The sequence below is a fragment of the Dyella sp. SYSU CM1112 genome (genome assembly GCF_058216415.1).
The window spans coordinates 1-25,091 of the sequence record NZ_JBZEGI010000007.1; the positions used below are offsets into that span (position 1 = coordinate 1).

General features: G+C 59.6%; 23 protein-coding genes. 13 read left to right on the forward strand and 10 right to left on the reverse strand.

Annotated features, from left to right (window positions below; all coding sequences use genetic code 11):
* Positions 1-300: 300 nt before the first annotated feature.
* Both AC4HNJ_RS11455 and AC4HNJ_RS11460 read right to left on the reverse strand, forming a co-directional pair.
* Positions 301-471, reverse strand: coding sequence for a hypothetical protein (locus tag AC4HNJ_RS11455; RefSeq protein WP_490479710.1), 171 nt, complete (start codon positions 469-471; stop codon positions 301-303).
* Positions 472-567: 96 nt separating this feature from the next.
* The gene (locus AC4HNJ_RS11460) at positions 568-762 is read right to left on the reverse strand and encodes a rubredoxin (RefSeq protein ID WP_490479711.1); all 195 of its coding nucleotides are present in this window, start codon (positions 760-762) and stop codon (positions 568-570) included.
* 263 nt (positions 763-1,025) lie between these two features.
* Here AC4HNJ_RS11460 and hemL point away from each other — a divergent pair, with 263 nt between their 5' ends.
* Positions 1,026-2,309, forward strand: coding sequence for a glutamate-1-semialdehyde 2,1-aminomutase (gene hemL / locus AC4HNJ_RS11465; protein ID WP_490479912.1), 1,284 nt, complete (start codon positions 1,026-1,028; stop codon positions 2,307-2,309).
* Positions 2,310-2,434: 125 nt separating this feature from the next.
* Here the strand turns inward: hemL and AC4HNJ_RS11470 are convergent, their stop codons facing one another.
* Positions 2,435-2,854: a VOC family protein gene (locus tag AC4HNJ_RS11470; protein WP_490479712.1), complete on the reverse strand. Its 420-nt coding sequence runs from the start codon at positions 2,852-2,854 to the stop codon at positions 2,435-2,437.
* A gap of 39 nt (positions 2,855-2,893) precedes the next feature.
* Positions 2,894-4,111 carry an acetylornithine/succinylornithine family transaminase gene (locus AC4HNJ_RS11475; protein ID WP_490479713.1) on the reverse strand — a complete coding sequence of 406 codons (1,218 nt, stop codon included), beginning with the start codon at positions 4,109-4,111 and terminating at the stop codon, positions 2,894-2,896.
* 349 nt (positions 4,112-4,460) lie between these two features.
* Here AC4HNJ_RS11475 and AC4HNJ_RS11480 point away from each other — a divergent pair, with 349 nt between their 5' ends.
* From AC4HNJ_RS11480 to AC4HNJ_RS11505, 6 genes are all read left to right on the forward strand, one after another.
* Positions 4,461-4,985: a FapA family amyloid fibril periplasmic chaperone gene (locus tag AC4HNJ_RS11480; RefSeq protein WP_490479714.1), complete on the forward strand. Its 525-nt coding sequence runs from the start codon at positions 4,461-4,463 to the stop codon at positions 4,983-4,985.
* Between the two features lie 10 nt (positions 4,986-4,995).
* Complete coding sequence (locus AC4HNJ_RS11485; protein ID WP_490479715.1) at positions 4,996-5,652, forward strand: FapB/FapC family functional amyloid domain-containing protein; 657 nt, start codon at positions 4,996-4,998, stop codon at positions 5,650-5,652.
* 36 nt (positions 5,653-5,688) lie between these two features.
* On the forward strand, positions 5,689-6,579 hold the full coding sequence (locus AC4HNJ_RS11490) for a FapB/FapC family functional amyloid domain-containing protein (protein ID WP_490479716.1): 891 nt from the start codon (positions 5,689-5,691) through the stop codon (positions 6,577-6,579).
* Positions 6,580-6,766: 187 nt separating this feature from the next.
* Positions 6,767-7,432: a C39 family peptidase gene (locus AC4HNJ_RS11495; RefSeq protein WP_490479717.1), complete on the forward strand. Its 666-nt coding sequence runs from the start codon at positions 6,767-6,769 to the stop codon at positions 7,430-7,432.
* A 10-nt stretch (positions 7,433-7,442) separates the two neighbouring features.
* Positions 7,443-8,426, forward strand: coding sequence for a hypothetical protein (locus AC4HNJ_RS11500; protein ID WP_490479718.1), 984 nt, complete (start codon positions 7,443-7,445; stop codon positions 8,424-8,426).
* Positions 8,427-8,513: 87 nt separating this feature from the next.
* Positions 8,514-9,806: a hypothetical protein gene (locus AC4HNJ_RS11505; protein ID WP_490479913.1), complete on the forward strand. Its 1,293-nt coding sequence runs from the start codon at positions 8,514-8,516 to the stop codon at positions 9,804-9,806.
* 46 nt (positions 9,807-9,852) lie between these two features.
* Here the strand turns inward: AC4HNJ_RS11505 and AC4HNJ_RS11510 are convergent, their stop codons facing one another.
* The 3 genes from AC4HNJ_RS11510 to AC4HNJ_RS11520 all read right to left on the reverse strand — a co-directional run bounded on the left by AC4HNJ_RS11510 (position 9,853) and on the right by AC4HNJ_RS11520 (position 12,875).
* Positions 9,853-11,193: a sigma-54 dependent transcriptional regulator gene (locus AC4HNJ_RS11510; protein WP_490479719.1), complete on the reverse strand. Its 1,341-nt coding sequence runs from the start codon at positions 11,191-11,193 to the stop codon at positions 9,853-9,855.
* Between the two features lie 253 nt (positions 11,194-11,446).
* Positions 11,447-12,265: an SDR family oxidoreductase gene (locus AC4HNJ_RS11515; protein WP_490479720.1), complete on the reverse strand. Its 819-nt coding sequence runs from the start codon at positions 12,263-12,265 to the stop codon at positions 11,447-11,449.
* Between the two features lie 7 nt (positions 12,266-12,272).
* Positions 12,273-12,875: an LON peptidase substrate-binding domain-containing protein gene (locus AC4HNJ_RS11520; protein ID WP_490479721.1), complete on the reverse strand. Its 603-nt coding sequence runs from the start codon at positions 12,873-12,875 to the stop codon at positions 12,273-12,275.
* An 86-nt stretch (positions 12,876-12,961) separates the two neighbouring features.
* Between AC4HNJ_RS11520 and AC4HNJ_RS11525 the strand changes: the two genes are divergently transcribed.
* The gene (locus AC4HNJ_RS11525) at positions 12,962-13,897 is read left to right on the forward strand and encodes an ABC transporter ATP-binding protein (protein WP_490479722.1); all 936 of its coding nucleotides are present in this window, start codon (positions 12,962-12,964) and stop codon (positions 13,895-13,897) included.
* Positions 13,894-15,309, forward strand: a complete 1,416-nt coding sequence (locus AC4HNJ_RS11530) for a hypothetical protein (protein ID WP_490479723.1) — start codon at positions 13,894-13,896, stop codon at positions 15,307-15,309. The genes AC4HNJ_RS11525 and AC4HNJ_RS11530 overlap by 4 nt, the downstream gene beginning before the upstream one ends.
* On the opposite strand, the gene mpl is transcribed toward AC4HNJ_RS11530, so the two are convergent.
* Positions 15,299-16,654 carry a UDP-N-acetylmuramate:L-alanyl-gamma-D-glutamyl-meso-diaminopimelate ligase gene (gene mpl, locus AC4HNJ_RS11535; protein ID WP_490479724.1) on the reverse strand — a complete coding sequence of 452 codons (1,356 nt, stop codon included), beginning with the start codon at positions 16,652-16,654 and terminating at the stop codon, positions 15,299-15,301. The two genes, AC4HNJ_RS11530 and mpl, sit on opposite strands and share 11 nt — an antisense overlap.
* A 174-nt stretch (positions 16,655-16,828) precedes the next feature.
* Positions 16,829-17,413, reverse strand: a complete 585-nt coding sequence (locus tag AC4HNJ_RS11540; RefSeq protein ID WP_490479725.1) for an adenylate kinase — start codon at positions 17,411-17,413, stop codon at positions 16,829-16,831.
* A gap of 202 nt (positions 17,414-17,615) precedes the next feature.
* Here AC4HNJ_RS11540 and AC4HNJ_RS11545 point away from each other — a divergent pair, with 202 nt between their 5' ends.
* The 4 genes from AC4HNJ_RS11545 to AC4HNJ_RS11560 all read left to right on the forward strand — a co-directional run bounded on the left by AC4HNJ_RS11545 (position 17,616) and on the right by AC4HNJ_RS11560 (position 24,325).
* A complete protein-coding gene (locus AC4HNJ_RS11545; RefSeq protein ID WP_490479726.1) occupies positions 17,616-18,887 on the forward strand; it encodes a 6-phosphofructokinase in 1,272 nt (423 codons plus the stop codon).
* A 233-nt stretch (positions 18,888-19,120) separates the two neighbouring features.
* Positions 19,121-21,148 (forward strand): sodium-translocating pyrophosphatase, encoded by a 2,028-nt coding sequence (locus AC4HNJ_RS11550; protein WP_490479727.1) that lies wholly within the window; start codon positions 19,121-19,123, stop codon positions 21,146-21,148.
* A 132-nt stretch (positions 21,149-21,280) separates the two neighbouring features.
* Positions 21,281-23,404: a prolyl oligopeptidase family serine peptidase gene (locus tag AC4HNJ_RS11555; RefSeq protein WP_490479728.1), complete on the forward strand. Its 2,124-nt coding sequence runs from the start codon at positions 21,281-21,283 to the stop codon at positions 23,402-23,404.
* A 69-nt stretch (positions 23,405-23,473) separates the two neighbouring features.
* Complete coding sequence (locus AC4HNJ_RS11560) at positions 23,474-24,325, forward strand: 2OG-Fe(II) oxygenase (protein ID WP_490479729.1); 852 nt, start codon at positions 23,474-23,476, stop codon at positions 24,323-24,325.
* Positions 24,326-24,360: 35 nt separating this feature from the next.
* On the opposite strand, the gene AC4HNJ_RS11565 is transcribed toward AC4HNJ_RS11560, so the two are convergent.
* A complete protein-coding gene (locus tag AC4HNJ_RS11565) occupies positions 24,361-24,888 on the reverse strand; it encodes a hypothetical protein (protein WP_490479730.1) in 528 nt (175 codons plus the stop codon).
* Positions 24,889-25,091: the final 203 nt, after the last annotated feature.

Below are 25,091 nucleotides of genomic sequence, written 5' to 3' on the forward strand. Positions count from 1 at the left end.
AAAGATCAACTACTTGCGATCCTTTCTTCAGATCGCCCCGTGACCTTTCGTCCCGGGTGAGCCGCCCATTCTACATCCCTTACTACTTCCGTCAACACCTAATTGAAAACTTGTTGGCGAGATTTTGGGGGGACCCGGCGAAGGGCTATGCGCCAGGGGGATTGAAATCATAGCGCCGGTCGGCGAGCGTGTGAAGAGGTAAAACACACCAATCGCAAAATTCACACCGAGCGACGACAAACCGGGATAGCCCATCGTCGACAAGGCACGGAGGATGCGGATGCAACGCCCGGCCACATGCTATCTGGCGGCATTGGGCTCCACGCCTGCAACGGGAGCGGCGATACCGGCACTTGCCCGAATATCCGCATCGTGCGCAGCCACAAAGCCAACGCGGTAAGGGACCAGCACCTCGGGACTCAGCTTTTCCAGTGCGTCCCAGTCGTCCTCAAAGGGGATGAACTGCTGCATGACTGCTCCTCAATAATGAGTTTCAGGATCATTGCAGCAGCCAAAACGGCCCATGCGCCGGCGAAATCAGGCGATTTGCGGTCGACGCAAGGCAGATCAATCGATCTCAATCATCTCAAAATCGTCTTTGGTCGCGCCGCAGTCGGGGCACGTCCAGGTATCGGGCACATCTTCCCAGCGCGTGCCAGGTTCAATGCCCTCTTCCGGCAAACCCTGCGCCTCGTCATAGATGAAGCCGCAAACTACGCACATCCATTTGCGCAAGGTGGTGTCGGTGGAAGCTTGGTTCATGGAAGACATCGCCACATTTAGGGTGAATAGAACATTCTCGCAACTCCACCGCCAATGCGAAAGCACTGCCGCGATTCACGAAAACCCCTGCCGGCAAGACAGATTGACCCAACGTCATACAGCAGAGCGACACTCCAACTTTTCAAGGTGGCGACGGACAGGCCTCTGCCTCGACAATGATGCTCGACTTTACGGCAAGGGCCGGCATACCGATGAAACGTCAGGCAGCCTGCACGCCATTTCCCACATCGAGCGTTTCCACCATGACGAATCACGAGCTATTCCAGCGCGCACTCCAGTTAATGCCAGGCGGCGTCAACTCACCGGTACGCGCTTTTAAATCCGTGGGCAGCGAGCCGTTTTTTACAGCTCGTGCCGATGGAGCCTATCTATGGGATGTAGAGGGCAAACGCTATATCGACTATGTCGGCTCGTGGGGGCCGATGATCGTCGGCCACAATCATCCGGCGGTCCGTGAGGCGGTCGAACGTGCCGTGCGCAGCGGCCTATCCTTCGGCACGCCCTGCCCTGCTGAGATTGTCATGGCGGAAACCATCACGCGACTCGTCCCTTCGGTAGAGATGGTGCGCATGGTGAACTCCGGCACAGAAGCCACAATGTCAGCCATACGAGTAGCCCGTGGCGCGACCGGACGCAGCAAGATCGTCAAATTCGAAGGCTGCTATCACGGTCATGGCGACAGTTTTTTAGTAAAAGCCGGCTCCGGCGCGCTTACGTTCGGCGTCCCCACATCACCCGGCGTTCCCAAAGCAAATGCAGATCTGACACTCACCCTTCCCTATAACGACCTCGACGCAGCGCGCACTCTTTTTGCGGAACATGGGCACGACATTGCAGGCGTGATCATCGAGCCAGTCGCGGGCAACATGAACTGTATTCCTCCTGATGAAGGCTATCTGGAGGGCTTACGCGACTTATGCACCCGGCATGGCACGCTGCTGATCTTTGATGAAGTCATGACTGGCTTTCGCATCGCCCTGGGAGGAGCCCAAGCACATTACGGAGTAAAGCCCGACCTCACCACCTTCGGCAAAATCATTGGCGGTGGCATGCCAGTAGGTGCCTATGGCGGACGCCGGGATCTCATGGAACACGTGGCCCCAGCCGGACCGATCTACCAAGCGGGCACTTTAAGCGGAAACCCAGTCGCCATGGCGGCAGGCCTGGCCATGCTTGAATTAGTGCAGACCCCAGGCTTTTACGACTCCTTAGCAGCGCGTACTCGCTTGCTTACCGACGGTCTGCAAGCTGTCGCCGATGCGGAAGGCATTCCCTTCAGTACAAACCGGATAGGTGGAATGTTCGGTCTGTTTTTTACGAAGGGAAAGGTGCGGACCTACGCGCAGGCCACAACGGCAGATATTGCCGTGTTCAGTCGATTCTTCCATGGCATGCTGGAGCGCGGTGTTTTCCTTGCCCCCAGCGCCTTTGAGGCAGGATTTCTCTCAGCCGCCCACAGCGATGATGACATTGCCGCAACGCTGGACGCGGCAAGGGGTGCGTTGCAAGCAGCACTTACAGGTTAACGCGGCACCGCGCCGCCCACAGCAATCCGTCAAGATGCGTGGTTGCAGATTGCACGCCACGCATCTTGGAACCAATGCAAAAACGGCCACGTCATGCAGACCCACTGCACTGTCGATTCGCGCCTTTACCAGCTCCCCACGTTAGGCATGGACGTCCATGGCTCACGCGGCGGCAAATGACCATCCTGCAGCAGTTCGATCGAAATCAGGTCCGGCGAACGTACAAATGCCATATGCCCATCACGCGGCGGCCGGCTGATGGTGTAGCCCATCCCTTGCAGATGCTCGCACGTTGCGTAGATATCTTTGACCTGAAAGGCGAGATGTCCAAAGTTGCGAGCCGATCCATAATCCTCTTCCGAGCCCCAATTGTAAGTAAGCTCGATTTCCGCCCCGGGACTATCCGGCGCAGCCAAATAAACCAGCGTGTATTTCCCCTCGGGTACATCCATGCGCCTAACCTGCTCAAGGCCGAGACCGTCGCAGTAAAAACGCAGTGAGGCATCGAGGTCGCGCACGCGTACCATGCTATGTAAGTATTTCATTGAATGTCTCCGGGGGAAGGGGAGCTGATAATTTCGTTGCTATGTTCGGCCCACGAAGGCACGCAATGTAACGCGCAGACGCGACAGACCTTCGGACACTTCGGCATCAGTGATGTTCAACGGCGGCACAAAGCGCAGCACATCCGAACCGGCCTGCAACACCAACAAGCCATGCGCGGCAGCGATATCGAGTATCTCGCCAGCCTTACCTCGATACGTGTCCGTCAACACGGCACCCAGCATCAGACCGCGTCCACGGACCTCCGAAAAGATGCCTAGTTCATCACCTAACGACATCAACGCTTCTCGAAACTGCGAGGATTGACGCTTGACGTTGCTCAGCAACTCGGCAGAAGAAAGCTTGCGCAGTGCCACCCTTGCCACGGCCGAAGCCAGCGGATTGCCGCCGAACGTTGTTCCGTGTGCGCCGAATTGCATCGCCTGTGCGACTCTCGGGCCTGCAAGCATGGCGCCAATGGGGAAGCCACAGCCAAGCGCCTTGGCCAGCGTCACGATGTCAGGCACAACATCATCCTGTGCATACGCAAACAACGTCCCCGTACGTCCCATGCCGCATTGGATCTCATCCAGCATCAGCAACGCATTGTGCTGATCACACAATTCGCGCACTCGCTTGAGGAAACCTGGCGCCGCCGGCACAACCCCGCCTTCACCCTGCACCGGCTCCAGCATCACCGCAGCGACATCACCATTGGCGAATACCTTCTCCAACGCAGCGATATCGTTGAAGTCCAGATAAGAAAAACCACCCGGAAGCGGCTCATAACCTTCCTGATACTTGGGCTGGGCTGTCGCGGTTACTGTTGCCAGCGTGCGCCCATGGAACGATCCTCGAAAGGTGACAATCACGCGCTGTGACGGCGCCCTGCCCTGCGCTGTCGCCCACTTACGTGCCAGTTTGATGGCAGCCTCGTTGGCTTCCGCGCCTGAGTTGCATAGAAACACCCGCTCGGCGAAGCCCGATGCCTCGACCAACTCCTGCGCCAGGTGCAACGGTGGTTCCGTGTAAAACACATTGCTGCTATGCCAAAGCTTGCCTGCTTGCGTTGTCAGCGCGGCAAGCAAGTCAGGATCCTGATGCCCTAATGCATTGACGGCAATCCCCGCCCCGAAATCGACATAGTCGCGACCTTCTGTATCCCAGACACGCGCACCCTTGCCATGATCGAGCACCAAGTCGCGCGGTTTGTACACCGGCAGCCAATAACGTTTGCCGAGGTCAGTGAGTGAAGACACACGTAACTCCTGTGCTCAATACATGCTTGTTCCTGGCGAGATGCAACCACGCCAGGCGGAAAAGAATTTCGGTGAAGCCGCATCGTAGCCACGGCACGCCATCCTGCCAACATACGGTGGCGTTGTTTATCGCGACTTGTCCTGTATCGCAACTGTTACACCTGCCTTGAAACCGTTCTAGCAAGCCGCCTGGCGCCATGATGGCGCCGCCGAGCCTGTAACAGCCTGTGACAGGCTACCGCGGCTGCCGACAACGCCAGCGATGCGTTAACCCCTCTTTTTTCAGCGTTTTTTCGTGCTGGCATGGTACTTGCCCCTTCTTCATCAGGGATCTAAGGGGATGTTGCCCATGGACACTACACACCAAAAGTCACAGTGCCTCGCACGTGAACGTTTGCTCGTTGCGAGTGTGCTCACGCTTTGTCTGCTTCCTGCCTTGTGCGTCGCCGATGGCACTCGTGTGGCGCAGAAAGCCAAACCCGGCGAGATCATTTTGATCCGCAACGTGGCAGCGCGTCCGGCCGATCGGCCGCCGACCGCTCCCGGCATGGCGCTTATGGTCAGCGCATCGCCCAATCCCCAACTTGGCAATGCCATCACCGGCAGCGGTGGGCCAGGAGAAATTACCGACGCGGAAATCGCCGATCTCAACGCAGGGCCACGAGCCGGTGGCATGTCAGTCGTCTCGAACACCCAGCGCTCTCTCGGCGTCGCCATGGGCACAAACACCGGCGGAACCACGGTGAGCAACAACGGGGTCAGCAATACAGTGAGCGCCCCGGCAGGCGGTGCCGTGGCGGACAGCACTCGCAATATCGGCGACCAGGTAACCAACGCCATATCGCAAATCCCTCTCCTTGGCGCAAGTCACTGAAGGGAGCGCGATGAACGCTACGCATCATCGCATGGCATGGGTTGTCGGACTTTGGTCCGCCTTCACGCTGTCACAAAACACGCTTGCGCAAACGGCGGGGAACGACAGCTATGCCACGATGCTCAGCTATCTGGACAATAACGTCATGAGCGGCAACGCCTTGCAGGGCGCGCAAGGCATCAGCTCCGTCAACACAGCGGCGGGCGATGCCAACTTGCAGGCAAATGTCCACGCTTTCGCCCTCGGCAGTCAATCTCAAGCACTTATACAAGCGCGGCAACATCTGCATAGCGAAACAGACGACACCCCGCTTTACGCAAGCAGCACCATAGGCGGACATGCCTATGCCAATGGACAGGGCATCGCATCGATTAATCAGGCCAGCGGCAACGGCAACACGCAACTCAATGGCGTCGCCGTGCAACTGGCCAATCAGGGCATACGCGAAACGACGGACGGCGCCTTGGCCACCACCGTCTCCGCGTCGGCAGGGGGGCAAACAGCATCGTCGAACCCACATGCACAGGCTGGCGGCACCAGGAACGTGGCAGTCGATCCGTCCGCAATGGAGGGCTTCAACGGTGTGATGCAACTCAACCAGGTCGCAGGATCCGGCAATGCGTCGGACAACATGCTGCTGTTGTCCGCGCCGCCTTCTGCGCATTGAAAGCAATCCGCAGCACCAGTCATTAGAGAGGGCACCATGAACGCTAATCTGAGAAGGACTTTGATCGCACTGGCTGTCATAGGCAGCTTCGGCGCCTCGCTGGCATACGCTCACGACGACGGCGGAAGCAATAGCCAGGTCAAGATCAGCAAACGGATATCGCTGAGTTCAAACATCAACGTCAGCGGCGATCCTTATGTCGATGGCAAAATTGACATCAACGCTGCGGCCATCGCTGTGTCCAACGGCACGCAGTCATCGCTCTACAACAGCGTGCACAACGACTCGGATGTCAGCAACAGCGCCAACATCAGTGGAACCGTAGGCAACGGGGCCTCGGGCAACCTGGGCGTGAACCAAGCCTCAGGTGATCAGAACGCTCAAGGCAATCAGGCCGCTCTGGCCGATGCAGGCGCATCGGTAAGTGATGCCGGTTTTACCTTCAACTGCGAACATAGCGGCAGCGGCTGCGGTGGCAGCCAGGGTCAAGGTTCGCAGGCTGGCAGCATGGCAGATGCCGAAACGTTTGCGACACAGTCCTCGTACTTCAGCAGGACGTACAACCACGGCACCACCAACTCGGCCAACATCAGCGACCATGCATTCAACAATGCATCCGGCAACGTTGGCGTGAACCAGGCGGCAGGCGACGGCAACGAGCAGCTCAACCAGCTCTCGGCGGCCACGGCCAGCAACGTGGCTTACGCTGTAGCAACGTCGACACTGGACCAGGAATGGTCCGGCAACAGCGTGGACAACGATCCAGGCACGCTCGGTTGGTGCAGCTATCCGCAAGCCACCACCAACTCGACCAACCTATCGGGCAGCGTGCTTGCCAATGCCAGCGGCAACATCGGCCTGAACCAGGCATCGGGGACGGGAAATCTGCAGAGCAACAGCCTCGCCATGGGTGTTTCCAACCCGTAATGGCGTGACCAAGGAACGCGCCGTCAGCTGACGGCAATGAGGGCGGTAACCCGGCGCCATGTCGCCGGGCACCATGTGGAAGCCCCCGGCCCGTCCCCTGCGGGCCGGGGGTCTTCCCTTCGCAGGACATGAAGGGCTGGGCATGCGATCTGCATTTTCCACATTTATAGGAATGCTAGGGCTAGCCATGGTTTGCCTGAGCGGACGCGTCCATGCCGGCAATGTGAGTTTTGCCGACGTATTGCCTAATGGCGCGCAATACAACGCGCATGTCACCAGCATGCAGGAGCTGCGCTTCGCGAATATCGTGCGCCAGCACACCGACTACAGCTGTGGCGCCGCCGCACTCGCGACCATTCTCCGCTACGCCTATCACCTCGATGTAGATGAAAACATCGTCATCGACGGCATGATGGGCGAGGCCGATCCAGCACTCGTCAAGCAACGCGGCTTTTCCTTGCTCGACATCAAGCATTACGTCGAAGCGCTGGGCATGCGCGGACGCGGTTACCGTGTCGATCTCGCGCGCCTACGCACCTTGCGCGTACCAGTGATCGTACTGATGGACGTACGCGGCTACCGACACTTTGTCGTACTCAAACAAGTGCACGATGACCACGTCGAACTTGCCGATCCCATCCTGGGCAATCGCACCATGGGCCTTGATGACTTTCTGAAGGCATGGCCGTCGCATGTACTCTTCGTTGTGATCGGGAGCGACTTCGATCGCCACACCGTACTGCTACAACCCGTCGACAAACCCAGCGCCCGCGCCCTGTTCGCCCGCCAAGGTGGCGCCATTACCGACGCCGAATTACTCGATTTCGGCTTTACCCACGCCGATCTCTTTTGAGGGCCTTGTCATGGATAAGCGCTCACTACTATTCACCGCAGTCGCACTGGCTATAGCCTGCGGCTGCAACAATGTGCTTGCCTACGAAGTGAATGCCGATCGGCATGTGGGCACCGGCATCCACGAAGTGGCCGACCAAGAACTGGCCGACATGCGCGGACGCTATGTGGTCGGCGATAACACCGTGCTGTGGTTCGGCGTACAGATGGTTTCGACCTGGCAGACCAACAACGGTCAAATCTTGCAAAGTGCACTGAGCCTCGGTCTTAACTTCAGCAAGAATGCCAACGAGCCGCAGGTCACTTTTGTCCCGACCGTGACCATCACCACACTCAGCAATGCGCTGCCGTCCCCATCCACCCCATCCCATATCAGCCGCAGCATCCAGAGCGGTGGCGTCGCCAATGTAGGCGGCCTGACGCAAAGTGTGCAGATTGCAGGTGATCGCAATGCGGCCAGTAACGTCACCAGCCTTACCATTCAGAACAACGGCAATGCATCGCATCCAGCTACTGCCGGCAATGCAGGCTCGATAACGCAGATCTCGCCTTCCAACAGTGGAGCGTCTTCTTCACCTGCGAGCGTTACCGTGAACGGTCCCATGGTCAATGCCAGCTCGTCCACCACAAATCTGGCATCCGCAGGAAACAGCCAGGCACCCGACAACCCGACGCCTTCGATAACTAATCCTTCGACAACTAATGGAGACCCCACACCCGATGGGCGTACGGCCAACGTTGGCAACGCGTCCGCCTCTGCGACGTATTCAGGCAACAGCGCACAACTCAACCTTTCCGTAGCTGGACAAGGCTCCGCATCGCAATGGATTCGCCAGGGAAGCATCGGACAAACCATTGCGCTGGCCGCGGACAACCAGATCGTGACCAACCAGATGATCGTGAGCATGGTGACGCAATCACTGACAACCGCGTCATCACAACTTTCGCGCACCTTGGCGCAATCACTCAACTTATCTCGTACCAATGGCCGCTGAGCACGTGCACTAGCCCTGCGTGCTCTTGATCAGGGGGATACCGCCATGCGCAAGACGCTTTTGGCCACCGCGGTGGCATGTTGCTGGATCTCGACTTTCACCGCTCTTGATGCATTCGCGCAAGACGCGCAATCCGGCGCGACGCAAGCCAGCAGCGCGCAGAACCAAGCAGATGTGCAGGAGCTGGTTCGCCAATTGCAAATGCTCAAAGTGAGCTATGCGCAGGAAGTCCGCAGGCTGCGTGCGTTGGACATGGAGGTGCAGGCACTGCAAGCACGCCTGACCGGCAAAACGACAACGGGCTCTATTCCAGCGGAAGCGGCAACGGCGGGAACGAGCAGTGCTCCCAATAACGGAACGGTAGAAAGTACCCAAGCTGCCTCGACGACACAGAGTGCCCAAGCAAGCACATCATCGCAAACACGCAGCGTGCAGGACGTGCTGGAGCAGCAGCAGAACGCCGTGTTCAATCGTAAATTCACGTTCGAAAATGACCTCACCTACAACCATTACGACCGCGCCGAGCTGACACTGAATGGCTTCCTGGCCCTGAACTCGATCTTTCTCGGCAATATCGCCATCGATCGCGTAAACGCCGATTCACTCACTTACGACCTCATCGGTCGCTATGCGATCACCCCTCGCCTAAGCTTGAATCTCGACGTCCCCTACGTCGGACGCAATACCGACTATCAACAAGGCGGCGCGGGCGGATCGGCCGCGGCGTTGAGCGAAGCCAATTCGACCGGCAAAGGCCTTGGCGACGTCAATTTCTCCGTCAACTACAAAATCCTGACGGAGACTCCCAATCGTCCTGATACCGTGCTTACCTTGGGTGTTACCGCGCCGACCGGACGCGCGCCCTATGGCATTAAATGGGTGAATTCCGCCGCAAGCGCGCAATACGAAGAGTTTGCCGTACCAACCCGGCAACCTACCGGCAATGGTGTGTGGCAAGCCATGGTGGGCGCTTCATTCGTGAAAACCATGGATCCGGCCATCGTCTTCGGCAATGTCGGCTACATCCATTCCTTCTCACGCAGTTTCAACGACATCGACACCGATCCTCAGATCACTACGCCGGGAAGCGTGCGGCTGGCGGATATTTACTACTACGGCGCGGGCTTGGCCTTCGCGTTCAATGATCGTTCCAGCCTGAGCCTGTCATTCAGTGACCGCATCAATGGCAAGGATGCGCTACGTCAAACCGGTGGCCCATGGACCAAAATCATCGGCAGCCAGGCCAATGCGGCAACGTTGAATCTTGGCTTCACCTATGCGTTGAACTCGCATACCACCTTCGTGACCGTGCTGGGCATGGGCATGACACCCGATGCACCCGACTTCACGCTCACCTTCAAGGTTCCCTATATGTTTTAAGCAGCCCTCGGGCAGAAGCGCCGTTCCCACACCCGGCGCCTCCTCCTCAATGCATGTCTTCCAGCACCAGCTGATGCTTCTTGCATAGGCGATAAATGGTGACGCGGGACACTTTCAAGCGACGCGCACACTCGCTGATGTTGAACCGCGTCTCTCTCAAACAGGCCACCACTGCATCGCGTTCGGCGGAAGTACGAGTAAGCCCGAGACTTGAATGTCCCATGCGGGGCGTGATGACGTCCTGCAAGTCCAGATCGGCTACGCTGATCTGCGCTCCCTCTGCCACCACCGCAGCACGCTGCACACGATTGAGCAACTCGCGCACATTGCCCGGCCAGGAGAAGTCTCTCAGCGCTTTGCGCGCCAGCGGGCTGAAGGTCCGTGCCTGGCAGTCATGTTGTTTGCGGAAGGCATCCAAAAATATCTGCGCCAACTGCAATACATCGCCTGCACGTTCGCGCAGGGCCGGCATGCGCAGACGCAGCACATTGAGACGATAGTAGAGGTCTTCCCGGAAACGGCCTTGCGCGACTGCCTTTTCCAGATCCACGTGAGTTGCCGCCAGCACACGCACATCGAGCTTGATCGATTGGGTAGAACCAACGCGCTCCAATGTTCCTTCCTGCAGCAACCGCAATAGGCTGATCTGCGCATCCGGCGGCAGATCGCCTATTTCATCCAGAAACACCGTGCCGCCAGCAGCCGCTTCGAAATGACCGATGCGACGCGCATTCGCCCCGGTAAATGAGCCGCGCTCATGCCCGAACAATTCCGACTGCACCAGATTGGCCGGCAGCGCACCGCAGTTGATCGCGGCGAAAGGCCGCTCCCGCCGTGGCGAAAGCCTGTGCAGCGCACGTGCGGCTACTTCTTTGCCGGTACCGGTTTCACCCGTAATCAATACCGGGAGATCGACCGGTGCATATTTTCGCAGGCTTGCCACCACTGCCATCGTGGCCGGACTGCTGCCAGTCATGCCAGGTACGTCGGCGTATACGACGGGTGCCGGCTCATTGCCCGCGAGCATGCTCAGCGTCTCGATCAAACGCTGCATGTCGATCGGTACGGTGAAAAAATCAATGCTTGCGTGGACAACCCGCTCCACCTCTGGCGTCTGCACCGCCGTATCGGCGGACAGCAGAGCCAACCATGGAATACGCGGATGATCGGCCATCAATGCGGCCATGCTGCGCAGCGTATCCGTATCGGCGTTGCGCAGATCCGCCAGTGCCACCACCACATCACCACGCCGGATACCGACCCCGGTCCCCTGTGCCCCTGCATCCGCTACGCGCGTATGCCAACCAGCCTGCGCCAAACGCGTTCGTTCGGCATTGGTTGGCTCACCAAACCACACCACACAACGGATCGATGTGTCGCTCATCATCGCAACGCCTCCCTCCAGGACTGCTGACGTACAGCCCCCGCGACATCCCGGTCGGCAGGTTTCTGCCTCACCCCACAGCCAGCATGCGTCGAAAGAAATCGGCGCCGTTCACAAAATATACACCCGATTCTCTTCGAGTGATCATTTTTTAAGCAGATATCTTGCGAATCATCCGCGGATGCCGCAGACGGTCGGATCGTACGCGCTCAACCGCGGCGGACTGATGACAATCGCCTCCACTTTCCTAAACGACTTAGTTCAAGAACAGATCGGGCAATAAAGGGGCACCCGGTTGATACGCATAGGAGTCAAAATCCCGCACTCCTGCTTCGCGCAACACATCCTCGTCGATTGCAAAACGCCCCGTGCATTGAGCGGCCGGCTGGATCAACAAGGCATGCGCTGCGTCGGCCACGATTTCCGGACGCCGGCACTGTTCCCGCCTTACGCCTTCGATCATGGCAATAGCTGCCGTGGCAATTACCGTACGCGGCCACAACGCATTGACCGCAATCCCCAGTGACGCGAATTCTGCGCTCATGCCGAGCACACAAAGACTCATACCGTATTTGGCAATGGTATAAGCCGTATGCGGCGCAAACCACTTTGGATCCAGATTCGGCGGCGGTGCCAGCATCAACACGTGCGGATTGCTCGCCTTCTTCAAATGCGGCAAACAAGCCTGCGTCACCATAAATGTACCGCGCGTGTTGACCTGATGCATCAGGTCGAAGCGCTTCATCGGCGTGTCTTCAGTACCTGCCAACCAGATGGCGCTAGCATTGTTGACCACAATGTCGATGCCGCCAAAGCGATCTACCGCCTGCGCGACCGCCGCGTGCACGGCAGTCTCATCGCGGATATCCACCTTCAACGCAAGCGCCTTGCCACCCGCTGCCTCCACCTCCACGGCAGCCGTATGAATGGTGCCGGGCAACTTGGGGTTGGGCACGCCGCTCTTGGCGGCAATAACGACGTTGGCGCCATCGCGCGCCGCACGAAGTGCAATCGCCAAGCCGATGCCGCGCGAGGCCCCGGTAATAAATAACGTTTTGCCAGCCAGCGTATTCATGCCTACCTCAAGCTCGTTGAAAGCGCGGCAGGATATCGCGCAATACCGCCAACCGCTGCAAGGGATCGGTCATTTCCAACAATTGCTGTTGCTCGTCGCGCGCAAGCGGCAATAGCTCGGCCAAACGAAAACTCAGCCATGCCGCGTCGTCATAGGAAGAGCGCGGCGCATGATGCCACTGCGGCCCCATGGTTTCGATCAAGCGTTCCAGGATGGTCTGTAACAGAGCGAACTCAACCGGCACCTCGTGGGTCGCTTCCTCCGGCCATAATTCGACATCGCCGCGCACCAATCCATCCGAACGGACGCGCGTGCGTCGCACCCGAAAGCGTTCGCCTCCCTCCGCGGCAATACCTAGCAGGCCATCCTCGCGATGATTGAAATCAATGATGCGCGCTAGCGTGCCTACGGCTGCCGGACGAGCAGGCGCACCCGCTTCCGTTCCATCCAGGATGAGACAAACACCGAATGCTGATCCGGTCCGCGTACATTCGCGCACCAGATCCAGATAACGCGGTTCGAAAATGCGCAACTGCAATTGTCCGCCCGGATAAAGCACCGTGCTGAGCGGAAACAGAGGTACGTCAATGAGAGGTAGCTGGGCAGCCATGCGGTAGATCTTAGAGCCATTGCCACTGGACGACCCACCCTGCAAACGGCAGAGTGGCCGAAGGTCACGCCGGAGCTGCTGCAAGGATGTCTGTCCTCGAACCTACCGCTGCCGAACCACCTATTTCGATGTCCGTGCCAGGCATGGCCGAGTCCTATGTGCTGCAGATTCACGGCCTGGACAAGTCATTCAAGAAACGCCAAGTGCTCAAATCGCTGGATTGGCGCGTGCCGGCTGGCCGCGTGATCGGCCTGCTCGGCCGCAACGGTGCGGGCAAGACCACGCTGCTACGCTGCCTGCTCGGCCTGTCTCCCATCGACGGTGGCGAGATTGAACTCTTTGGTGCGCCGATGCGCGAACCCGGCGGTGAGCGCATGCATCGCATCGGTTTCGTGCCGCAAACCTTCGATTTATTTCCATGGATGAAAGTCCGCGCCTATCTGGATTTCACTGCCGCGTTCTATCCGCGGTGGAACCACCCGCTGGCTGATCGCCTGCTGATGAATTGGGAGCTGGACACCAAGCAGAAAATCGGCGAACTCTCGCAGGGCCAACGACAAAAACTGGCGATTGTGCGTGCCATTGCGCCCGATCCGGACTTACTGGTTCTCGATGAACCTGTTGCCAGTCTGGATCCACAGGCACGCCGGGCCTTCATGACCGAATTGCTTGCGCTCATGCGTGTACCCGGCAAGAGCGTGATTTTCTCCACGCATATCACGGCCGACCTCGAACGCGCCGATGCGGATATCGCCCTGCTGCGCGATGGCCGCATTCAATTCATGCGCCCGCTGGCTGAATTGCGTGAACACCTCAAACGGGTGGTGCTCACTCGATCCGAAGGATGGACACAGGCTCCCGCCGTGGCAGGCGCCATCAAAACGCACATTGAAGGCGAGCAAGCGGTGCTGGTAGCCGAAGATCCGGTCATGGAAAGCCTGCATGCCTTGGCGGCACGGGAAGGCGCAAGTCTGAGGATCGAGACGCTCAGCCTGGAAGATCTCTTTGTGGAGCTGGCATGAGGGTCGCTTGGCAGCTCTGGATGCAATTGTTTCGGCGCATGCCGTTGCTGGTCATGCTGGCACACGTCTTGGCCGCAGCCGCGCTGTTCTTCGGTATCCAATGGCTGCGCCATGAGAGCGACGCCGGTCCGGTCGCCGCCGCCCTTTTTGCCACCGCCTCTTGGCTATGGCATATCGGACAAGGCAGTGGTCTGCGCAGCTTATGCATGCCGGAAAGTTTTCTGCTGCCGCGTTTCCGCCGCCACCTGCTCAACTACGGCATGATGGATGCGGTGCTATGGGTTGTCGTACCCCTGCTGCTGATAGCTGCCGGCTCCTCCATCCACCTGCTACTGGCTGCAGCAGGTCTGCTGCTGATGGCTGTGCTGGGCGTCATCATGGGCTGCCATCCACGCGCAAGCATGCTGTTATGGCCCGTATTTATCGTGTTTGGCTGGATGCCCGCGCTGGTGACAACGATGATCGCCGAAGCCGTTCGTTCGCCACTGACAGCCTGGCTGCTGCTTGCCATCGCGGCGCTGTTGCTCACGTTGAGTCTCGCGCCGTTATTGCGCATCGAAGACCGTGAAATGGAAACGTCGCCGCTTGAAAGCACCAGCCTGAACCGTGCCTCGGCACGCAGCACGCCCGGCGAGCCGCGCCGCTCCGGCCCCATCGGCAGACGCATCGCCGCCCTCTATGATCATGTCGCGCAACGCGCTATGCAGCGCGCGCTGGAAGCTTACCGACAGCATCCCAGCTTGGCGCGGCGCATGGTATTGGTACGTCGCCTGTTGCTGCCGCATGACAACGTCGAAGCGATCGTACTGCGCATTGCGCTAGTAGCCATCCTGGTCTGTTTCTATTTCTTCGCCATGATGCATCGGCAGCATTTCCAACCGGTCGTGATCGGTGCCTACGCCATCATGCTCAGCATTTCCCGCTTCCCACAGCTGAACATCGGCATGGTCCGCATGCGTCCGAACATGGCCGACCTGTATCTCACACTCGCTCCTGAAACGCGTGCCGAATATCAGAGGATCATCTCGGATGCACTGTTGGTGCTGGTGCCGATCAGCATGACGACCGCACTTGTCTACACCTCGCTCGGTGCTGCGCTGGTCCATGCGCCTGAGCCCTGGCACATGTTGTTCGTTGCGGCGATCGTTTCAGCCGCCGCCAGCCTGGCAGCGCTCGCACTTCATCTGATCGGTCCGGAAGGCACGACCGGACGCACCATCGTCAACCTGGTCGTCGTGTTCGGCGTGATGGGCGTGTACTGGGGCGGCTATTGGCTGGTCGGCATTGCCGGTTACATGCTCGGCGGTGGATTGCTGGCCCTGGTTACGTTGGGTTTTGGCGCGGGCGTGTGGGTCGCCGCCCAGCGCGAATATCAGACCAGAGCGCCACGTTTCGACGCGCCTATTGGCTGAGTGACGCGATCATCCGACGTGGTGCGTTCTCGAAGCCCCCGTTCGACATAAAAACAATGTGATCGCCCGGCTGTGCCTGCGACTTCAGTACAGACAACAGATCATCGACGGAAGACGTCGTGCTGGCGCGCCCATGCAAGGCATCGGTGACACGCCGCGCATCCCATGGCAGTTCCGGCCGATGCAGAAACACCACCACGTCCGCATCCGAAAGCGATGGCGCCAAGGCCTCCGCATGCGCGCCCAGCCGCATGGAATTAGAACGCGGCTCCAAAGCGACGAGGATGCGCGCCTTGCCGACTTTCGCCCGCAAGCCCGCCAACGTTGTTGCGATGGCCGTGGGATGGTGCGCGAAGTCGTCATACACACGAATGCCATCGACATCGCCCACTACTTCCATGCGCCGCTTTACACTCTGGAAAGTGCCGAACGCGGGAAGCAGTTCACGTGGATCGACATCCACCGCCGCGGCAGCCGCGAGCGCGGCCAGCGCATTCATCACGTTGTGCTCGCCGAGCAGTGACCACTGTATGTCACCGATGACGCTACCCCGATAACGCACCGAGAAATGCGAGCCGTCCGCCGCAATCAGCTTGGCCTGCCAGTCGCCCTTGCCGATACCGAATGTTTCCACCGGCGTCCAGCAACCCATCGCCAACACTTCTGCAAGATAAGCATCGTGTGCATTGACGATCAGCTTGCCGTTGCCCGGCACGGTGCGCACCAGATGGTGGAATTGTCGCTGGATCGCGGCGACGTCGGGGAAGATGTCCGCGTGGTCGTATTCAAGGTTATTGAGAATGGCGATACGCGGCCGGTAGTGCACGAATTTCGAGCGCTTATCGAAAAACGCGCTGTCGTACTCGTCCGCCTCGATGACGAAATGCCGCCCTTGCCCGAGTCGCGCCGAAATGCCGAAGTTGCCGGGCACGCCACCGATCAGAAAGCCAGGTGACAATCCCGCGCTATCCAGCACATGCGCGAGCAAGCTCGTCGTCGTGGTCTTGCCATGCGTGCCGGCCACAGCCAGCACATCGCGCTCGACCAGCAACCGCTCGCCCAGCCACTGTGGCCCCGAGACATAACGCAAGCGCTGATTGAGCATGTATTCGACGGCCGGATTACCGCGCGCCATCGCATTGCCCACCACCACCAGATCCGGCGCCGATTGCAGATGTTCGGGCAAATAACCTTGCATGAGCTCAATGCCAAGCGCTTCGAGCTGTGTGCTCATCGGCGGGTAGACATTGGCGTCAGAGCCCTCTACCGTTTCGCCGAGTTCGCGCGCCAGGGCGGCGACGCCGCCCATGAAAGTGCCGCAGATACCAAGGATGTGCAGACGCATGAATGGCTCGTGTGGTTGAACCCGTATTTCCGCAGCAGCCCGCTTACATCGTTGCAATGCGCGAATTATCAGGCCGTCATGCTCTCGAACGCGGGAATTCCATCTAATGAACATGCGTGCCCGAAGGACACCGCAAGGTTAGGAACTTTTACGAAGAAGAACAGGAAAAGCAAATCAGCTGCTGGCCGCGGCGGTTTCACCGGCAATGGCGCGTTTGACTCGTGCCGTCACCTCATCCAGTTCGCCGACACCATCGACAACCTGCAGTTTGCCGCGGCGGGCGTAGAAATCCGCCACCGGCGCCGTCTGCTCGGCATACACCTTCAGGCGTCCGCGCACCACGTCCGGGTTGTCGTCCGGGCGATGTTCCGCAGCGAAACGAATCTCGCAGCGCTTGATGATTACTTCGCTCGGCACTTCAAGCTTTACGACGGCATCGAGCGGCTGACCGATTTTGGTCAGCAAGTGATCCAGTGCATCGGCCTGGGCAAGATTGCGCGGATAACCGTCGAGGATGAAACCGGATTTCGCATCCGATTGCGCAAGCCGCTCCTCCAGCATGCCGAGCAGGATGTCATCGGACACCAATTGACCCGCATCCATCACCGCCTTGGCTTTCAGACCCAGCGAGGTACCGGCTTTCACCGCGGCGCGCAGCATGTCGCCGGTCGAAATGTGCGGCACCCCCAGATCGGCTTTCAGCCGAGCTGCCTGGGTACCCTTGCCCGAGCCGGGCGCACCAAGAAGGACAAGTCGCATAGAACTCCACAAGATCCGCGTTCTGCCGCACACTGCGGCAGCCTCACGAATTCCTAGATGAATGCTGGTCAAGGTAGCGTCTGCAGGGGGTGGCGTCAAACTACGCATCGCCCGAATCGCGCCCAAGTACCTGATGCACAAAGTGATCCGTAATTGACGCTGCATTGTCACACGCGCCCCCATGCTAGCCGGAGAACGCCTTATGAAATCCAGAGCCCATCCCGCTACCGGTCGCCTGCTGTACGCCCAATCGGGCGGCGTTACGGCAGTGATCAACGCCACTGCCGCCGGTGTCATCCAGACCGCCCGTGCACATCGTGTTCCGGTGTATGCGGCACGCAACGGTATCCTGGGCGCGTTGCGCGAGGAATTGATTGATACGGGCAAGGAGTCGGCTGCCGCCATCGCCGCGCTTCGGCACACGCCTGGAGGGGCATTCGGCTCCTGTCGCTACAAATTGAAATCGCTGGATGCCAATCGCGCTGAATACGAGCGCCTGATCGAGGTGTTACGTGCGCATGACATCCGCTGGTTCCTCTACAACGGCGGCAACGACTCGGCAGACACCGCCCTCAAGATTTCACAGCTCGGCCAGGCCATGGGCTATGACATCCGCTGCATCGGCGTACCCAAAACCGTGGACAACGATCTAGCGGTGACCGACTGCTGCCCGGGATTTGGCTCCGTAGCGAAGTACACGGCGGTCTCCACGTTGGAAGCCAGCCTGGACGTCGCCTCCATGGCCGATACCTCAACCAAGGTATTCATCCTGGAGGTGATGGGCCGTCACGCCGGCTGGATCGCAGCGGCATCCGGTCTCGCCGGGGAAGGCGCGAACGCACCGCCGCACATCATTCTGTTTCCCGAGCGGGTCTTCGACGAAGCCGCATTCCTGGACAAAGTGAAAGCCACCGTCGAACGCGTGGGCTGGTGCACGGTCGTCGCCTCGGAAGGTATCCGCAACGCCGATGGCCAGTTCCTGGCCGAAGCGGGCACGCGTGATGCCTTCGGACATGCGCAGCTCGGTGGCGTCGCGCCCGTGCTGGCGGCCTTGGTCAAGGAAAAACTTGGCTACAAGTACCACTGGGCGTTGCCCGACTATCTGCAGCGCTCGGCCCGTCACATGGCTTCCAAGACCGATGCGGACCAAGCCTACGCGGTCGGCAAGGCTGCCGTGGATTACGCACTCAGCGGCAAGAACGCGGTCATGCCGGTCATTGTGCGTACCTCCGAAAACCCCTATCGCTGGAAGATCGAACCAGCCCCACTGGACAAGATCGCCAATCACGAGAAAAAAATGCCGGTCAACTTCATCACACGCGACGGCTTCGGCATCACGGCCGCGGCTCGGCGCTATCTCTCGCCGCTGATCCGTGGCGAAGCGCCGCCCCCATACGGACGCGAAGGCCTGCCCAAATACGTGCAGCTCAAGAACGTAGCAGTAACCAAGAAGTTGCCTGCGTTCGAGCGCTGAGCCCGGCCATAGCTCGCTGCTGCTCCTGGGGAAAATTCCAAGGCTTGCCTTGAACGCCAAACGCAGCACCGCGCTGATCCATTGATCGCCGAAGATGTCCCCAAGTCCTCTCTCCAAGGCTGTGGGAAAAGACACACTGCGGCATCGCACAACGTTTCATCACACAAGCTCTGCCTATACTCGGCTCGAACCGACCCGTTCGGGCGGTCGACACAACTTGAGGGGAGGCACCGATGCTGCAGCAGTATGGCTTGTGGATCGCGTTGGCTTGCGCGGTCGTGGCGATTTTGTACGGAGCATTTTCAGTGCGATGGGTACTGGCGAAATCGCCGGGCAACCAACGCATGCAAGAAATCGCTTCGGCCATCCAGGAAGGCGCACGCGCCTACCTCAACCGCCAATACCGCACGATCGCGCTGGTAGGCATCGTGCTATTGGTCGTTATCGGCTTTGCTCTCGACTGGGGAACGGCTATCGGCTTCGCGATCGGTGCGGTGCTGTCCGGCGCCACCGGCTACATCGGCATGAATGTGTCGGTACGTGCGAACGTGCGAACGGCCGAAGCGGCACGCAATGGCTTGGCCTCGGCCTTGAACGTGGCCTTTCGCGGCGGCGCCATCACCGGCATGCTGGTCGTGGGCCTCGCCTTGCTCGGCGTCGCCGGCTACTACCTGCTGCTCACCCACTTCGGCTATGACACCGGTCGTGCTTTGCACGCCATGGTGGGACTGGCCTTCGGCTCGTCGTTGATTTCCATCTTCGCCCGCCTGGGCGGCGGCATCTTTACCAAGGGTGCGGATGTCGGCGCGGACCTGGTCGGCAAGGTCGAAGCGGGCATTCCGGAAGACGATCCGCGCAATCCCGCGGTCATCGCAGACAACGTCGGCGACAATGTGGGGGATTGCGCCGGCATGGCCGCCGACCTGTTCGAAACCTACGCCGTCACGCTGATCGCCAGCATGCTGCTCGGCGGTGTGGTCGGCGCACAGGCAGGCCCCAATGCCGTGTTATATCCGCTGCTGCTCGGTGCGGCCTCAATCGTTGCTTCGGTGATTGGCACGTTCTTTGTGCGTGCCCGGGCCGGCGCAAAGATCATGAGTGCGCTCTACATGGGCGTGGTGATTTCCGCCGTACTGGCTGCCATCGCCTTCTGGCCAATCACCAAGGATTTGATGGCAGACGCCACCCTGGGCTTTCCGCGCCTGTACGGCAGCGCGTTGATCGGGCTGGTGCTCACCGGTGTGATCGTAGTGATCACGGAGTACTACACGGCCACCGAATATGCGCCGGTGCGCCATGTCGCCAAATCGTCGACCACCGGTCATGCCACCAACATCATCGCCGGCCTCGGCGTTTCGATGAAATCGACCGCGTTGCCGGTGCTGGCAGTATGCGCGGCGATCTGGGGCGCCTTTGCATTGGCAGGCCTGTACGGCATTGCCGTCGCAGCCACCGCCATGCTGTCGATGACCGGCATGGTCGTCGCGCTGGACGCCTATGGCCCGATCACCGATAACGCCGGCGGCATCGCCGAAATGGCCGAGTTGCCGCCTGACGTACGCGGCGTGACCGATCCGCTCGATGCCGTAGGCAACACCACCAAGGCGGTAACCAAAGGCTATGCGATCGGCTCCGCCGGCCTGGCTGCGCTGGTGCTGTTCGCGGACTACACCCACCGTCTCGCACTGGAGCATCCCGGGCAGGTCTTCACCTTCGATCTCTCCGACCATCGCGTGATCGTGGGCCTGCTGATCGGCGGGCTGATCCCCTACCTGTTCGGCGCCATGGCGATGGAAGCGGTAGGACGCGCGGCGGGTTCCGTGGTCGAAGAAGTTCGACGCCAGTTCCGCGAGATCCCCGGCATCATGGAAGGCACCACCAAGCCGGATTATTCGCGCGCAGTGGACATGCTCACGCGTTCGGCGATCAACGAAATGCTGGTTCCATCACTATTGCCAGTGCTGGTGCCGATCATCGTGGGCTTCGCACTCGGTCCGGTCGCGCTGGGCGGCTTGCTGATCGGCACCATCGTCACCGGTCTGTTCGTGGCCATCTCCATGACCACCGGTGGCGGCGCCTGGGACAATGCCAAGAAATACATCGAGGACGGCAACTTCGGCGGCAAGGGCTCCGACGCGCACAAAGCCGCGGTCACTGGCGACACCGTAGGCGATCCCTACAAAGACACGGCCGGTCCGGCGGTCAATCCGCTGATCAAGATCATCAACATCGTGGCGTTGCTGTTGATCCCCTTGTTGTAACCGATGCGAAGGGGATGGCCTGGAAGCCTCGCGGCCATCCCCTTGCTTTCGCCACTGGCGCTTTGAACACGGACATGCAAGCTGATGGCTCCGCGCGAGGGTTCTCCTTGCGCATGACCACGGAGCGGAAGCATGAGCTTGAAAACATCGATGCGGCTGGCCCTTGCACTCGCCCTCATAATGGGCGGCATGACCCAAGCCCACAACACCTCTGCAACCGGCGCGACCGCAAGCGCTGACGATCCTTATCTCTGGCTGGAAAACATTCATGGCACGCGCGCCATGGACTGGGTGAAAGCCCAGAATGCGATCACCGAAAAGCAGTTCGCCGAAAACTCCGAATTCAATCGCACACGCGATCGCATCCTGGAAGTGCTCGACTCCGATGCCCGTATCCCTTACGTCGAGCGCCGTGGCGAGTACCTCTATAACTTCTGGCAAGACAAAGCACATCCGCGCGGCCTCTGGCGACGCACCACGCTTGCCGAATACAGCAAGCCCGATCCCAAATGGGAAGTGCTGCTGGACATCGATGCCTTGAACAAAGCCGAGGGCAAGCGCTGGGTGTTCAAAGGCAGCGACTGCCTGAAGCCCGCCTACACTCGCTGCCTGATCAACCTCTCGCCCGACGGTGGCGACGCGGTCGAAGTGCGAGAGTTCGATATCCCTACCAAGTCTTTCGTGAAGGACGGCTTCGTCTTGCCGATCGCCAAGAGTCAGGTCGGCTGGATCGATGAAAACCATCTGTATGTCGGCACCGATTTCGGTCCCGGCACGATGACGACGTCGAGCTATCCGCGCATAGCGAAGATCTGGACACGCGGCACACCGCTCAGCGCCGCCACCACCGTTTACGAAGGCAAAATGCATGACTTGGCGGTGACTGCGTTCCATGACCGCACGCCCGGCTTCGAACGCGATTTCGTCACCGTCGCCCATGACTTTTTCCATAGCGATACCTATCAGCTCAAGAACGGCAAGCTGATCCATCTCGACATCCCGACGGATGCAAACGCCGATCCGCATCGCGAATGGTTACTGGTACAACTGCGCACGGCATGGACGGTAGGTGGTCATACCTATCCCTCCGGTGCACTCATTGCCACCAAGTTCGACGACTTCATGGCCGGCAAGCGCCAATTCACCACGTTGTTTGCACCTGATTCGCACACCGCGCTTTCCAACTACGCCTGGACGCAGCATCACCTCATCCTGGACATCATGGACGACGTAAAGAGCCGCCTGGATGTGCTGACCCCTCAGCTCGACGGCACATGGTCGCGCGCGGACATGCCTGGCGCGCCGACCTTCAGCACAGTCTCCGTGATCGACACCGATCCGGACAACAGCGACGAATACTGGCTCAGCGTGACCGGCTTCCTGACTCCTTCATCACTGGAACGAGGTGTGCTCGGCCAAGGTACGGCACAAACGCTCAAGCAAAGCCCGGCATTCTTCGATGCGTCGAAGTTCGAAGTCAGCCAGCACTTCGTGACCTCGAAGGACGGCACACGCGTGCCCTACTTTGAGATCGCATCCAAGCACCTGAAGCTGGACGGCCATAACCGCACCCTGCTTTACGGCTACGGCGGTTTCGAGGTGGCATTGCAGCCGTTCTATAGCGGCAGCATCGGCCGGGCATGGCTGGAACGCGGCGGCGTGTACGTTGTCGCCAATATCCGCGGCGGTGGTGAGTACGGCCCACGCTGGCATCAGGCCGCCTTGCAGGCAAACCGCATGCGCGCTTACGAAGACTTCGCGGCAGTGGCGGAAGATCTCATCAAGCGTGGCGTGACATCGCCCAAACATCTGGGTGCCGAAGGCGGCAGCAACGGTGGCTTGCTGATGGGCAACATGCTCACCTTGTATCCCCAGTTGTTCGGCGCGATTGCCTGTGAAGTACCGCTGCTCGACATGAAGCGGTATACCCATCTGTCAGCCGGCGCGTCCTGGATTGCCGAATACGGCAATCCGGACGATCCCAAGCAATGGGCCTTCATCAAGACCTTTTCGCCCTACCAGAACGTCAAGGCCGGCATGACCTATCCCCCCGTGCTGTTCTACACCACCACCAGCGACGATCGTGTCGGCCCGGCACAGGCCCGCAAGATGGCTGCGAAGATGGAAGGCATGGGCTACAAGCATGTCTGGTTCTACGAAAACACGGAAGGTGGCCACGGCGCGGGAGCTGATAACAAGCAGAGCGCACACATGCATGCGCTTGCCTATGATTTCCTGTGGGATCAACTGAAATAACGAAAAGATTCAGGGCTAAGGGGCGAGGGCGTTAGAATGACGGCCGGCTCTCGTCCCCCGCCTTTCAGCATGCCATCGCGTCTCTCCATCCGTCCCGAACTTCGCGAGTGGATTCTTACCACCACGCGCGCCGGCCATAGCGTTGAGTCCCTGCTCAAGCTGATGCAGGAAACCGGCTATGACCCGCGACAAAGCCGTGGGATTGTCGCGTCAGTGTTGAACATGCCGCTTTCCGCGTTGGATGCCCACGTCGAGGCACCCAAAAGCGCAGGCCGCCGTACACGACACCCCGAAGCCCCGGCGATGACCGTGGACGGCCGCGTCGTGCATGTCAGCTTGAGCGCGGAATCGCCCTCACTACGCGTCATCAATGACTTTCTGTCAGAACAGGAGTGCCGGGAACTGATCGCGCAAGCCACGCCACGTTTGCAGCGTGCGCAAACCGTGGACAGTCACGGCAAGCATCAGGTCGATGCACACCGCACCAGCGAAGGCATGTTTTTCACCCTCGGCGAATCGCCCCTGATTGCACGCATCGAAAAGCGTATCGCCAGCATGCTCAGCATTCCGGTCGACCACGGCGAGGGCTTGCAAGTGCTGCGTTATCTTCCTGGTCAGCAATACGAGCCGCACTATGACTGGTTCGATCCCAACCAGCCGGGCTTCGCGGCCATTACCGCGACAGGCGGCCAACGCATCGCCAGCCTGGTGATGTACCTCAACACCCCCGAGGCCGGCGGGGGCACCGCATTTCCGGAAATCGGCCTGACCGTGACCGCGCTGCGTGGCACGGCCGTCTATTTCGCCTACGACACCGGTGACACGGCATCCTTGCATGCCGGCTTGCCAGTGCGGAAAGGCGAAAAATGGATCGCCACTAAATGGCTGCGTGAGCGGCCGTTTCAAAAACCCTCGCGTTGAATGATCGATGTGAGCGATATCTGCTCAGGCCGATGTCATGAGTCGCACCGAACCATACGGATAGCCTGTTCGCGCCACGCACATCGCGCGCTCCATGCAATCATCATCCCGATGAGCATATGCATCGCGATGCTGCAGAGGATCCAGCTCGGCACGAACGGTGTTTTCGGCGCCGCTGACAACGGCACCACGACGCCATTCATGACGACGTAGAGCACCGCCCCATAGAGCGCACCATACAGCCACGGCCTGTCACGCAAGGCCTTCAACCTGCCGACAGCGGCGTAGTAGGCACCCACCATTACGCCCATGATGGTGTAATGAAGCAACCCGCCTAGCGCTCCGGCTTGCACACCCCCAACGAATGCGCGCCGGCCCAGCAGGCCTGCTGCAATGTTTTGCAGTACGCGTAACGGTGGCAGGTGATACAGCGCATGCCAAAAAGTACAGGCAAAAACCAAGTCTGCCGTGGCAAGCGCCACGACAACGGACACAGCAAACAGCGCCATGCGACGGACGCGCTTTGCAGGTAGCGCAGGCGAATCAACAGCTATCGACATCATCGTCACTCATTCCTTACAAAAACTTCCACGCGCCCAAAAGGCCCGCGAAGCAGTGGTGTAAAACTGCCCCGCGGGTGTGGGAAGCGAGGGAGACGTCGTCGCCGCCGGGTCTGCCTACGTCTGGGGAAGGACGCGGGCAGAGAAGATTTATTAGGGACACCCTGCGACCCGTTCAGACTAGGTATGTCGGCACGTTCCCTCCA